The following is a 12,998-nucleotide window of genomic DNA, read 5'->3' on the forward strand; positions in this document are numbered from 1 at the left end:
CGGTAGGAGCCCTGCTGCTTTTACATGTTATCTATGCTATGTTATTACAAAAAAGACTTTTGTTCAAGAATTGTTTGAATTTTTGTAACCATCAAATCGATGGCGACATGGTTGTGTCCGCCTTCTGGAATAATAATATCCGCATAACGCTTTGTTGGCTCAATAAATTGGTTATGCATCGGACGAACAACGGAAACGTATTGCTCGATAACCGATTCTAACGTGCGTCCACGCTCATTAATATCCCGCAGCAATCTCCGAATAATGCGGATGTCAGCGTCTGTGTCGACATATACTTTAATATCCATTAAGTTGCGCAATCTCTCATCTTCTAATACAAGAATTCCTTCTAAAATAATGACATCTTTCGGCGCGACGCGAATGACTTCGTCCGCCCTTGTGTGCAGCGTATAATCGTATACAGGCTTTTCAATCGGTTCATAATTGAGCAATTTTTGAAGATGCTCAATCAACAAGTCATTATCAAAAGCAAGAGGATGATCATAGTTCGTTTTGAGCCTTTCTTCAAACGGGAGATGACTTTGGTCTTTATAATAATAGTCTTGCTCGAGCATTAAAATCGAATGTCCTTGAAAATGCTCATAAATGGCTCTTGCAACACTCGTTTTCCCCGAACCGGAGCCGCCCGCGACTCCGATGACCACCGGTTTCTTCCCCATCTTAGTGCTCCTTTCTCATCATGTTGTACGGGAAGACTTCTTTCTCTACTTTAAATTTCACAATTTGCAACGGATGGCGCGCCGCATCGATTTCATTGCCGTCTTCATCCCAAATCGTACCTACTACTTGCGTAAAGTTTTCGATTTCCGGACCGAAAAATTCAACAATATCGCCAGGCTTAAAGAAATTGCGCTGCTGCAGCGTCACCATTTTTGTTTCACGGTCATAGTCCAACACAAATCCTGCAAAATCGTATGTCGTTTTTTTGCTGTGAACACCAAACATTTGTTCTTTGTAACCAGGAACCCCTTCGAAAAAGGCAGGAGCCGTATCTCGGTTTGCGCATTTATCTAGCTCATCGAGCCACTCTTTTCGAATGACAAAATTGTCCGGATCGGCACAGTAGGCGTCGATCACTTTGCGATAGACGCTGACAACGGTAGCCACATAATGGATGGATTTCATCCGTCCTTCAATTTTCAAGCTATCGATGCCTAATTCGATCATTTTTGGAATCGATTGAATAAGGTTCAAATCTTTCGGGCTCATCGCAAACGGATCGTCGCTTTCATCAAAGAGCGGGGTTTCCTGCTCCCCGTTGAGCTTATATAAATCATAATCCCAACGGCACGATTGACAGCAGCCGCCGCGGTTTGAATCACGAGCCGTCATATGGTTGCTTAACACGCAGCGTCCCGAATAAGCGATACACATCGCGCCATGAATAAATGTTTCAATTTCAATATCCACTTTTTCTTTAATTTCCCGAATCTCTTCGGCGCTTGTTTCACGCGCCAGCACGACGCGTTCTAATCCTTCTTCTTTCCAAAACTGCACCGCTTTCCAGTTCGATAGCGATTGCTGCGTGCTTAAATGCACTTCTAACTTCGGCGCCACGCGACGCGCTGTTTCAATAATGAGCGGGTCAGCCACAATAATGCCGTGCACACCCGCTTCTTGCAGCCCTTTTAAATATTCCTCTAGCCCTGGCATATTTTCATTATGGGCGTAAATGTTTGTAGTAACGTAAATTTTGGCGCCATACTTTTCAGCAAAACGAACCCCTTCTGCCATTTCTTCAAGCGTAAAATTATCCGCATTTGAACGGAGTCCGTATTCCTGCCCGCCGATAAATACGGCATCCGCTCCATAATGAACGGCCACTTTCAGCTTCTCTAAATTGCCGGCAGGAGCAAGCAGCTCAGGCTTTTTGACAATGACGCGCTTTCCATCAACGATCTTGGAAATTTTATCGTTTTTTAACAACATGCTTGTCCCTCCTTCTCTGTAGTTTAGTAAACTGTTTCTTTAAAGAAGAATCCGGTGTCTAACGGACGATGTTTCGGCTGAATCGCTTCAATTTCCGAAAGCAGCTGTCCTTTTTTCTCCTCATATTGGTCGCGCTCGTCGGCACATAAATCAATGGCGCGGCGATATAGCGACGTCACCTTTGTAATATAGTCAGCTTCATGAAGCACACCATCGATTTTAAAGCTATCGATGCCCGCATCAACCATGTCTTGAAGTTCATCAATAATGCAAATATCGTTCGGGCTCATGATGTGCGTACCGTTTTCATCTTCAAAAATCGGGTATTTATTATCGCGCTCTTTATCATATAGGAACATGCCTTTTTCATATTTCTGTTTTTCGACTTCCATTACTTTTCCTTGATACTCAAAGTAGTTCCCAATGAGCGAGCGCTTCGATTGGAACATGCACGTCATGCCATGCACCTGTACTTCGATTTCCACTTCGGCATGTTCTTTAATTTCTAAAATCGCATCCATATTGATTTCGCGCGCCAACACTGCGCGCTTGGCCCCTTTTCGTCCCCAATAATTGCATGTGTACCAATTCGTTGCTGTTGTCTCGGTATTCCAATGCAATTTCATATGCGGAGCTGTTTCGCGTACCGTCATAAGCACCGCAGGGTCGCCAAAAACAATAGCATCAACTTCCGCTTCGGCAAGAAAGCGGATGTAATCGCTCAACTCATCCACTTTGTCATTGTGAAAAATGGCATTCATCGCCACATATACTTTTACGCCGTACTGACGAGCCGCTTTCACGGCTTCCACTACATCTTCGCGTTTAAACTCTCCCGCTAGGCGCAAGCCATAACGTTGCTCACCGATGATGATGGCATCCGCTCCCGCTTGAGCCAAGTCGTGAATATGTGAAACGCTCGTCGGCGTCACTAGCAATTCTGGCTTTTTCATGTTTGTTCACCTCGTTTTCTCGATATGGCAATTCCGTCGCCGATTGGCAAAATGATCGTGTCGTAATCTTCTCGTCCCATGAGCCACTCGTTATATTTGCGAATCTTTTCGACTAATTGACGAATTCGTTTATTTTCAATCGGTTCGTTCGATGCTACTAGCCCTTTAAATAACACATTGTCCGTAATGATGACGCCGCCATCGTTAAGAAGCGGACTGTACAAGTCAAAAAAACGTTGGTATTGGCCTTTCGCGGCATCGATAAAAATCGCATCAAACGGCGCTTGTTTTTCCACTTCTTTATATACCTCAAGTGCATCGCCAAACAGCACATGAATTCGATGATTGAGTTGCATCCGCTCGATATAAAAAAGCGCCCTTTCGTAACGTTCTTTGTCGCGCTCTATCGTCAGTACATGGGCACTTGGCAGCTCCATTGCCATGCGGATCGCTGAATAGCCAATCGCTGTGCCGATTTCCAAAATCCTTTTTGGCTGCACGAGCTGCAATATATGCAACATCGCTTCGATTCCAATGGCGTCCATAATCGGCACACCTTGTTCTCGAGCGTATGCTTCCATTTCTTGAATCGTCCCGTCGCGTTCTGGAATGAGCGTTTCCAGATAGCGAATCATTTCATGCGATAACAAACACGCTTCCTCCTCGTAAAAATAAGAGTCCAAAATAGACTCTTATAAACGGAATATATAGGCAATCTGCCGCATCAGATATACCCATAACTTTATATATACTATCACAAAACGAAAAGAAATGCGAAGCTTTTATTCTTTTCCAATATATTTCGCCTTTTCGCGATTATGGTCCGCCAATGTATTTGTAAAAATGACATCTCCTGCTGGAGTCGCGAGAAAATAAAGATAGCTTGTCTTCGCTGGTGCAAGCGCCGCCTGAATCGACATTTCTCCCGCACAAGCAATCGGGCCTGGCGGCAATCCTTGATGAATATATGTGTTATAAGGAGAATTGACTTTTAAATCTCCATAATACACTCGCTCTTTATGTTGTCCAAGTGCATAAAGCACCGTTGGATCCGTTTGTAGCGGCATCCCAATGCGCAAGCGATTATAGAAGACGCTGGCGATTTTTTGCCGATCGGCTTTTTCTGTCGCTTCTGCCTCAATGAGCGATGCCATCGTTAACAACCGATGCGTCGTAAATTTCTTTTCGCCCATTTCCCTTTCGTACTTTGCAAGCACTTCCGCCGTTTTAGAAATCATCGCCTCGATAATGGTGGAAAGCGGCGGTTTTTTTTCTGGAAATGAGTAGGTAGCTGGAAATAAATAGCCTTCAAGCGGATAACGAATGTTTTTATTTAATATTTCCGAAGACAGCACTGCCGGATATTTTTGCATCAGCTGCTGGATGTAGGAGCGGTCATTAAGCTGTTTCATTACCTCTTCTTGCTTATATCCTGTTTTCTTCGCGATAATTGTAGCAATTTGATCAAGCTGTTTTCCTTCTGGAATCACCAATTTTAATTTCGGTTTCGCCATCACTTTCCCAGTTTTTAAAGAAGCGATAATTTCTTCTAGCGTCATCGCTCGGTTCAATTGGTAATCTCCTGCCTGAAAATCGGCATGGTTTCTAAATTTCACGTAATAGCGAAAAACGGTAGCGCTTTTAACCAAGTCTTTTTTCTCTAATATCGAGGCAATGTCGCCCACGGAAGAACCGATCGGAATCGAAACGCGAACCGTTCGCGTATCTTTTGAATCAACCGGCTTAAGTGCAGATTTGATATATATATAGCCTCCTATCGCGGTTGCCATCAATACAATACAAATGAACGCGCTGATCATAAACACGACTTTTCTTACCATTTTTATATCTTTTTGTTCCATGAAACCCCTCCCTTCGCTCTCGAGATATTATACTACAAATTTCTGCATTTTTCCCCTGTCTTTTTCTATTTTCTACACCAAAAAGCGAAGGCGCCGCGTTCAGCCGCGCACGCCAAATGTTCTCCGACCGTATGAAGTGCCGCGCACTTCGAGGGCGGAGGTTATTTGGCGAAAAGCGGCTTGGCGCCGGAGCTAGATTCCACCAAAAAAGACGGCCGATTGGCCGCCTTTTTACGATTCGCAAGTTATTCTTCGTCTTCTTGTTCCGCGCAGAACGTGTTCCATACTTCTTCGATCATGTCCCATTCTTCTTCCGATTCAATCGGTTGAAGCTCTCCTTCTTTCCCCTCTTCCCCAGGGGTAAAAGCGGACACGTGAATTTCCGTTTCTTCTTCGTCATCGTATTCCGCACCGATCGGATAGTAAAAAACATACGACTTTCCGAAGTCTTCGGATTCAAACGTGAACAATACTTCACATAATTGTTCGTTGCCGTTTTCGTCTACGACCGTAATGTGTTTTTCACCATGTTCCATGCTGTTCGCCTCCATTATCGTTTACTGTCAAGATACGACTGCAAAATCATCACCGCAGCCATCTTATCAATCACTTGCTTCCGCTTCCTGCGACTCACATCGGCAGCGATAAGCATGCGCTCCGCTGCCATTGTTGAAAGACGCTCGTCCCATAAAACGACAGGCAGGGAAAATTCACGCTTCAGAAGTTCCGCAAAACGCTCACTTGCCTCGCCGCGCGGACCGATCGTTCCGTTCATGTTTTTCGGAAAACCGAGCACAATCGTTTCTATACGATATTCTTGAATAATTTCGCGAAGCCGCTTTAGACCAAATTGCTTTTTCTCTTCATCGATCGGAATCGTTTCAATTCCTTGAGCAGTCCAGCCAAATTCATCGCTGACTGCCACTCCAAGCGTTTTCGTTCCTAAGTCGAGTCCCAATACGCGCATAGGTCAATCCTTTCAGCGGTTCTGTAAATAGAATTTCACTAATTCTTCAATTAATTCATCCCGTTCAATTTTGCGAATAAGCGCCCGGGCATCTTTATGGCGCGGGATGTAAGCTGGGTCGCCAGATAGTAAATAGCCGACAATTTGATTAATCGGGTTGTATCCTTTTTCTTGAAGAGCCTCGTACACTGTTAGCAACGCTTCCCGGATATTCGTTTCCGCAGGCTCTTCAGAAAAATTAAATTGCATCGTTTGATCAAATGAGCTCACCGTTATGCACCTCGCTCTCGATTCACACTGGCATCTCCATATCTTACATCCATTGTACACTATATCCACAAATTATAAAACGGATTTTGCCCATTCTTCGACAAATTGCAGCGCTTCACCTACTTTATTCGGCTCTTTTCCGCCTGCTTGTGCCATATCTGGGCGGCCGCCTCCGCTTCCCCCGCAGCGAACGGCAACTTCTTTAATCAATTTACCTGCATGGTATCCTTTTTCGACTAAATCTTTTGTTACCCCAGCAATCAAGTTGACTTTTTCACCTTGCACCGAAGCGAGCACAATGACACCCGAACCGATTTTTTGCTTCAACTCGTCCATCATCGTACGCAAACTATTCATATCAGCAGCGTTTACTTTGCTTGCAAGAACGTTAATGCCGTTCACTTCTTTTACTTTGTTAACAAGGTTTGCCGCTTCCATGTTGCTTAAGCGCGCAGCCAACGATTCATTTTCCCGCTGCAATTCGCGAATCTCGCCCATCAACGCATCAATTCTTGCCACAATGTCTTTCGGATTCGCTTTTAATTTTTGCGCGGCATCTTGCAGCAATGCGAGCTGGTCATTCATGAAGCGATAGGCTGCTTCTCCAGTGACCGCTTCGATGCGACGCGTGCCAGCTCCGATTCCAGATTCGGAAACAATTTTGAACAAGCCAATCGCTGCTGTGTTCGGCACATGGCATCCTCCGCAAAGCTCTAGACTGTAATCGCCGACCTGCACAACGCGGACGATGTCGCCATACTTTTCGCCGAACAGCGCCATGGCCCCCATTGCCTTCGCTTCATCAAGCGGTTTGTAGTCAATGTGGACAGGGAGGCTGCGCCAAATTTGTTCGTTGACAATCGCTTCAATTTGCTCTAGTTCTTCCTGTTTGACTTGGCCAAAATGTGAAAAGTCAAAGCGCAAACGCTCCGGAGTGACTAATGAACCCGCTTGATTGACATGTGCTCCTAGAACATCTTTCAATGCTTGGTGCAACAAATGTGTTGCCGTGTGGTTTTTGATAATGCTTGCCCGCTTTTCTTCCACAAGAGAGGCTGTATATGTTTCGCCTTTTTTCAATGTTCCTTTTTCAACCACGATATGGTGCAAATGCTGTCCGTTTGGCGCTTTTTGTACGTCTTTTACATACGCTCTCACTGTTGCGCTTTCAATGAAACCTTGGTCGGCAATTTGACCGCCGCTTTCGGCATAAAACGGCGTGACATCCAGCATAATTTGCGCTTCTTCACCTTCAACAACTTCCTCGGCAAGTTCGCCATTTTTCACGATGACAGTCACGGAAGATTGGGTGCGAAGCTGATCGTAGCCAACAAATTGGCTCTCAACTTTAATATCGCCGAGCACGCCGCCTTGTACTTGCATCGAGTCGGCCTCTTGCCGCGCCGCCCGTGCACGCTCTCTCTGACGTTCCATTTCTTGTTCGAAACCAGCGTGATCGACCGTCATTCCTTCCTCCGCTGCATACTCTTCCGTTAATTCAACAGGGAAGCCGTACGTGTCATAAAGACGGAACACATCCTCGCCAGAAATGACGCTGCTTGCGCTTGCTTTCTCTTTTTGTATGACGCTCGCTAAAATCGCTAATCCTTCGTGAAGCGTTTCGTGGAAGCGTTCCTCTTCGTTTTTAATCACCCTTTGAATAAATTGCGCTTTTTCTTTCACTTCTGGATAATAATCAACCATGATTTCGCCAACAACTGGTACTAATTCATACATGAACGGACGGTCGATGTTCAGTTTTTTCGCATAGCGCACTGCACGGCGCAATAGGCGGCGCAATACATAACCGCGTCCTTCATTGGATGGGAGGGCGCCATCACCAATCGCAAACGTCACCGTGCGAATGTGATCTGCAATAACTTTAAATGCTACATCTTTTTCAACATCTTCGCGATATTTTTGACCCGAAATTTGTTCTGTTGCGCGAATGATTGGCATAAATAAATCGGTATCAAAGTTTGTTGGCACGTCTTGTAAAATAGAGCACATGCGCTCTAGTCCCATGCCTGTATCAATGTTCTTTTTCGGCAACGGCGTGTACGTGCCGTCTGGATTATGGTTAAATTGAGAAAATACAAGATTCCATACTTCTAAATAGCGTTCATTTTCTCCGCCTGGATATAACTCCGGATCGTTCGGATCATTGCCGAACGCTTCGCCACGGTCGTAGAAAATTTCCGAATTCGGTCCACTCGGCCCTTCGCCGATATCCCAAAAGTTTCCTTCTAAACGAATGATGCGTTCTTCCGGAATACCGATTTCTTTCGTCCAAATTTCAAACGCTTCATCATCTTCCGGGTGGATCGTAACAGACAGGCGGTTCGGATCGAAGCCGATCCATTTTTCGCTCGTTAAAAACTCCCACGCCCAATGAATCGACTCACGTTTGAAATAGTCGCCGATCGAGAAATTTCCGAGCATTTCAAAAAACGTATGGTGGCGTGCCGTTTTCCCGACATTTTCGATATCGTTGGTGCGAATCGATTTTTGCGCGTTGCAAATGCGCGGATTGTCTGGAATAACACGGCCATCAAAATATTTTTTTAATGTCGCGACGCCGCTGTTAATCCATAATAGTGAAGGATCATCGACTGGGACAAGAGATGCACTCGGCTCGACTGCATGACCTTTTTCCTTAAAAAAGTCTAAAAACATTTGTCTCACTTGTGCAGACGTAAGTTTTTTCATGTCCTTGCCTCCTTGTAGTTTAATATACTAAAAAATAAACTCCCATCCCTATTCAGGGACGAGAGTTGTGCTCGCGGTACCACCCTGTTTATGGACAGACGTCCATCACCTCGATAAGCCGTAACGTGGCTTCTCCGTCAGGTTTTGCCTGCGCTCAGGATTAGCGTTCTGTTACCCTTCATCTGGAATTTCTTTCAGCCGCGGAAATTCCTCTCTGTGCGCACACGCGCGTTAAGATGGACTGTAACATACTCGATCCGTCATCGCCTTATACGTATGTCTTTCACTCACAGATTATAGACAAGCTACCTTTGTTTGTCAATGTGTGCCGAAATGCTCCTTCGCATGCAGCAAGGCGGCTTTTAAAACAGCTACAATTGGAACGGCCACGATCATTCCAACCACCCCCGCCACCTCCCCGCCAAGGAAGAGCGAGAACATAATGATCAGCGGATGAATATGCAAACTTTTACCAACAATGAACGGAGACAAAATATTGCCCTCTAAAAATTGCAATAAAAAAATGATCGCAAGAACGATAAGAAGCATTTTAACGGAGACGGTCGCCGCCAAAAGCGCGGCCGGAACGGCCCCAATAATCGGCCCAAAATACGGAATGACATTTGTCGCTCCGATAATAAACCCTAATAAAAGCGGATAATCCATTCCCGCAATTCGAAACGCTAGAGCGGCCAATCCCCCTATTAAACAACAGACAAACAATTGCCCCCGGATATATCCTCCAAGCGATTTATCGACATCTTTCAAAAACTCGACCCCTTCGCTGCGCCACTTTTTCGGCGTCAGCTGCCATGCAATCCGCTTCATTTGTTCTATGTCTTTCAACATATAAAATGCGATAAATGGAACAAGCAAAAATACCATCGCCGAATTGAGCAGATGCTTTGCACCGGCAACCGCTTTCGTCAGCCATAGTCCCACAAGCGCTTCAACCTCAAGGATGATCGTTTCCACGCGTTTATGCATTTCTTTCGGCCAGGCTGCTGTTTCATGGTGAATCATTTTTGTCCAGCCGTTATACGTATCGACTAGAAGCGGTAAGCTTTCAGTCATTTCTTGAAGCTGGTGCAAAATAATCGGAATCCCTTTATATAGACCGTAGCCTACTCCTCCAAAAAACAAAACGTAAATCATTAAAATAGCCAATGCTCTCGGTATTCCTTTTCGATGGATATATTCAACAATCGGATGAAGCAAATACGCAATAAATGCAGCGATTAAAAACGGGGTGAGCACCGTAAAAAGGATGTTTAAAACGGGAAGCCAAAACTCCTTCAATTTCATAATCAAATATATAAAGATGGCGACTAGCAACATTTTGGCGAGGCGAATAAAAAAGCGAATATGTTCGTTTTGCACCGGCATCCCTCCTATTTTCATAGTTTGAAAAGAAAAAGAAGGGATTATACGTAAAAAAACGGCCATCTCTTGTTGAGATAGCCGTTTTTCTTACATAAATGAACGAGTTAACTGTTTTCCCCATTTTTTTATTTTGCGCATATTCATGCCGCCGTTGCGTTGTGCGAGCTGGTAAGCGGCAATTCCTAAGCCGATGGCAGCAAGCGATTTCATTGTGCGGTTCATCGTCATTCCTCCTAAAGTTGCGTTATGACGAAAGCGTTCGTTCTTGCTCACTAAACAAATCATCAAGCGAACTGAGCGTTCCGTCTTCTTCCACTTGATGCGTGTAAATCATACCTTTGTGGACAGAAAGTTCGATAAAGCAGTTCCAGCAATAATATTGGTTGACCCCTATTTTTCCTAAATCTTTGCTTTGGCAATTTGGACATTTTAACACTGAAAGGCACGCTCCTCTTGTTCAAATCTTTTACATGTTATATTGGTCAAATATTTCCAAAACTATACATACTTTAAGGAGCGCTGCCTTTCACAAAAGTGTTGCATGTTTATTTTATTTCTTCATTCATAAAGTCATACGGTGAAACGTTTTCCATTCCAATGTTTGCATCTTCTAACGGAAGCTCCCCTTTGCTTATCGGCTGAAACAATTGCTGAATTTTTTCAGCGAGTGTTGTTTGCCGCACGCTGTCATCGCCACGCGCCACCCCCATTTTAAACGCTTCATCTTCACCGCACAAAATTAAAAATTTCTTGCTTCTTGTTACCGCCGTATATAGTAAATTGCGCTGTAGCATTCGGTAATAGCTTTTGACAACCGGCAAAATGACGATTGGAAATTCGCTTCCTTGCGCTTTATGGATTGAACAGCAATAAGCGTGGGTAATTTGCGTCAAGTCTTGCCTTGTATACGTTACCTCGATTCCATCAAACGATACAACGACTAAATCTTGCTGTTCTGTATTTTCCTTTGCGTAAAAAATAGCCACTATTTCGCCGATATCCCCGTTAAATACATTTTGCTCCGGTTGATTGACGAGCTGAAGCACCTTGTCGCCAACGCGATAGACCGTATCTCCCAACGAAAGTTCTCGCTTCTCTTCCGATTTCGGATTGAACAGCTCCTGCAGCACTTGATTCAAGCGGTCAATCCCCGCAGGTCCCCGGTACATCGGCGCTAACACTTGGATGTCTTTGACCGAATATCCTTTTTTTCTGGCATTATCAGCTATTTGCCGTACGACATCGACGACCTGCCCAGCTTGACAACGAATAAAAGAGCGGTCCGCTTTTGGGGCAGTTAGATCAGAAGGAAGAGTTCCTTTCTTCATCTGGTGGGCGAGTTCAATGATCGAAGAACCTTCTGCTTGACGATATACTTCAGTCAATCGGACGGTTGGAATGATCCCTGTCGCCAGCAAATCTTTCAATACTTGTCCTGGCCCGACAGACGGCAATTGATCCTCATCGCCGACTAAAATGACTTGCATGCCGCTAGGAAGCGATTTTAACAATTGATTCGCCAACCATGTATCAACCATCGACATCTCATCAACGATAAGCAATTTGCCGTCAATTGGCGCATCCTCATCATGCGTAAATCCTTCTGCCGCATTATAACCGAGCAGACGATGGATCGTCATCGCTGGCAATCCGGTCGCCTCGCTCATGCGCTTTGCTGCCCTGCCTGTCGGAGCAGCCAATAAAATCGGAAACGGCCGTTCTTTATTATAGTCTTTCACATCGAGGGAACAGCCATGCAAATCAGCAAAAATCTCCACGATCCCTTTAATAACGGTCGTTTTTCCCGTTCCTGGGCCCCCTGTTAAAATAAATAGTGACGAAGAGATGGCTTGTTGAATCGCTTCCTTTTGCAAAGGAGCGTATTGCACTGAAAGCCGCTCTTCCAGACGGCCAAGAGCCAGCAAAAACTCTGATTCAGGAAACTCCGTCACTGTTTGCTCAAGCAGCCGTTTCACATTTGTGACAATCCCTTTCTCCGCAAAATAAAGCGAAGGAAGATAAAACTTGTCGTCTTCTCGAATAAGTTTGCCTTCTTCGGTAAGCATGAGCAACGCATGAGCGATCGACGATTCCGAAACTTCTTCTTCGCGCTTGCTTTCGAGCAGCTGCTTGACGTTTTCAATCAGCTGCCGTTCTAGCAAATACACATGCCCTTCCTGCAAGCAACGGGTTTCAAGAATGAATAGGCACCCGGCGCGAACGCGGTCCGGATGACTTCCAGAAATGCCGAGCAAACGTCCCAATTCATCGGCCCGGCCAAAACCGATTCCTTCGACATCTTCAACGAGCTGGTATGGATTATTCTGAATAATCTCGAGCGCCGTTTCTTTATATACTTGATAAATTTTCATCGATAGCTGCGGACCAAAGCCGAGCTGAGAAAGCGCGATCATAATTTGTTCAAGCCCTTGATGCTCTTTTAATGTTTCATACAACTCTTTCGCCTTCGTCTTCGACAGCTTCGGCACTTTCAGAAGCGAATCAGGGTCGGCGAGGATGACGGAAATTGCTTGTTCTCCAAGCGTTTCTACAATCAGCTCCGCCGTTTTTTTGCCGATTCCTTTAAACAAATCACTCGATAAGTAGTGGATAATTCCTTCTTTCGTCTGTGGGACGTCTTTTCGAAAGTAATCGGCGACATACTGCCGACCAAATTTTGGATGTTCTTTAAACACTCCATAAAAAACATACGTATCATGGTCGTGCATGCGAGGGAAGTATCCAGTTACAACAACTTCTGGCTCATCGTACACTTCGTTCGTTTCTTCAACACGAATGCGCACAACAGAGTAAAGGTTGCTCTCATTATGAAAGATAGTCGCAATATGCGTGCCTTTAATATACGATTTTTCCGCCAAGGCAAACGATTCTTGTTGCTGCAAT

At 44.9% G+C, this 12,998-nt stretch carries 13 protein-coding genes; all 13 read right to left on the reverse strand.

Annotated features, from left to right (window positions below):
* Positions 1-44: 44 nt before the first annotated feature.
* Entirely contained in the window at positions 45-680 is a 636-nt protein-coding gene (gene udk / locus N667_RS0101380; protein WP_027407898.1) for a uridine kinase, read from the reverse strand.
* A 1-nt stretch (position 681) separates the two neighbouring features.
* On the reverse strand, positions 682-1,950 hold the full coding sequence (locus N667_RS0101385) for a peptidase U32 family protein (protein WP_027407899.1): 1,269 nt from the start codon (positions 1,948-1,950) through the stop codon (positions 682-684).
* 23 nt (positions 1,951-1,973) lie between these two features.
* Positions 1,974-2,903, reverse strand: coding sequence for a peptidase U32 family protein (locus N667_RS0101390; RefSeq protein ID WP_027407900.1), 930 nt, complete (start codon positions 2,901-2,903; stop codon positions 1,974-1,976).
* Positions 2,900-3,553: an O-methyltransferase gene (locus tag N667_RS0101395; RefSeq protein WP_027407901.1), complete on the reverse strand. Its 654-nt coding sequence runs from the start codon at positions 3,551-3,553 to the stop codon at positions 2,900-2,902. The genes N667_RS0101390 and N667_RS0101395 overlap by 4 nt, the downstream gene beginning before the upstream one ends.
* Before the next feature lie 132 nt (positions 3,554-3,685).
* A complete protein-coding gene (gene mltG / locus N667_RS0101400) occupies positions 3,686-4,765 on the reverse strand; it encodes an endolytic transglycosylase MltG (protein ID WP_027407902.1) in 1,080 nt (359 codons plus the stop codon).
* A gap of 245 nt (positions 4,766-5,010) precedes the next feature.
* Positions 5,011-5,301: a DUF1292 domain-containing protein gene (locus N667_RS0101405; protein ID WP_027407903.1), complete on the reverse strand. Its 291-nt coding sequence runs from the start codon at positions 5,299-5,301 to the stop codon at positions 5,011-5,013.
* A 14-nt stretch (positions 5,302-5,315) separates the two neighbouring features.
* Entirely contained in the window at positions 5,316-5,732 is a 417-nt protein-coding gene (gene ruvX, locus N667_RS0101410) for a Holliday junction resolvase RuvX (protein WP_027407904.1), read from the reverse strand.
* A gap of 12 nt (positions 5,733-5,744) precedes the next feature.
* On the reverse strand, positions 5,745-6,002 hold the full coding sequence (locus N667_RS0101415) for an IreB family regulatory phosphoprotein (RefSeq protein WP_027407905.1): 258 nt from the start codon (positions 6,000-6,002) through the stop codon (positions 5,745-5,747).
* A gap of 72 nt (positions 6,003-6,074) precedes the next feature.
* A complete protein-coding gene (gene alaS / locus N667_RS0101420) occupies positions 6,075-8,711 on the reverse strand; it encodes an alanine--tRNA ligase (protein ID WP_027407906.1) in 2,637 nt (878 codons plus the stop codon).
* Between the two features lie 318 nt (positions 8,712-9,029).
* The gene (locus N667_RS0101425) at positions 9,030-10,097 is read right to left on the reverse strand and encodes an AI-2E family transporter (protein WP_035097759.1); all 1,068 of its coding nucleotides are present in this window, start codon (positions 10,095-10,097) and stop codon (positions 9,030-9,032) included.
* A gap of 84 nt (positions 10,098-10,181) precedes the next feature.
* Positions 10,182-10,316 (reverse strand): YrzQ family protein, encoded by a 135-nt coding sequence (locus tag N667_RS19255; protein WP_198020501.1) that lies wholly within the window; start codon positions 10,314-10,316, stop codon positions 10,182-10,184.
* A gap of 22 nt (positions 10,317-10,338) precedes the next feature.
* Positions 10,339-10,530, reverse strand: coding sequence for a hypothetical protein (locus tag N667_RS0101435; RefSeq protein WP_027407908.1), 192 nt, complete (start codon positions 10,528-10,530; stop codon positions 10,339-10,341).
* A 109-nt stretch (positions 10,531-10,639) separates the two neighbouring features.
* Complete coding sequence (locus tag N667_RS0101440; protein WP_027407909.1) at positions 10,640-12,997, reverse strand: ATP-dependent RecD-like DNA helicase; 2,358 nt, start codon at positions 12,995-12,997, stop codon at positions 10,640-10,642.
* Position 12,998 lies beyond the last annotated feature (1 nt).

It is taken from the genome of Anoxybacillus tepidamans PS2, from assembly GCF_000620165.1.
Taxonomy (GTDB): Bacteria; Bacillota; Bacilli; order Bacillales; family Anoxybacillaceae; genus Anoxybacteroides; species Anoxybacteroides tepidamans_A.

Excerpts from the sequence above, each read along its gene's own strand:
- udk (WP_027407898.1), bottom strand. The coding sequence starts at position 680 with ATGGGGAAGAAACCGGTGGTCATCGGAGTCGCGGGCGGCTCCGGTTCG.
- N667_RS0101385 (WP_027407899.1), bottom strand. The coding sequence starts at position 1,950 with ATGTTGTTAAAAAACGATAAAATTTCCAAGATCGTTGATGGAAAGCGC.
- N667_RS0101390 (WP_027407900.1), bottom strand. The coding sequence starts at position 2,903 with ATGAAAAAGCCAGAATTGCTAGTGACGCCGACGAGCGTTTCACATATT.
- mltG (WP_027407902.1), bottom strand. The coding sequence starts at position 4,765 with ATGGAACAAAAAGATATAAAAATGGTAAGAAAAGTCGTGTTTATGATC.
- N667_RS0101405 (WP_027407903.1), bottom strand. The coding sequence starts at position 5,301 with ATGGAACATGGTGAAAAACACATTACGGTCGTAGACGAAAACGGCAAC.
- ruvX (WP_027407904.1), bottom strand. The coding sequence starts at position 5,732 with ATGCGCGTATTGGGACTCGACTTAGGAACGAAAACGCTTGGAGTGGCA.
- alaS (WP_027407906.1), bottom strand. The coding sequence starts at position 8,711 with ATGAAAAAACTTACGTCTGCACAAGTGAGACAAATGTTTTTAGACTTT.
- N667_RS0101425 (WP_035097759.1), bottom strand. The coding sequence starts at position 10,097 with ATGCCGGTGCAAAACGAACATATTCGCTTTTTTATTCGCCTCGCCAAA.
- N667_RS19255 (WP_198020501.1), bottom strand. The coding sequence starts at position 10,316 with ATGAACCGCACAATGAAATCGCTTGCTGCCATCGGCTTAGGAATTGCC.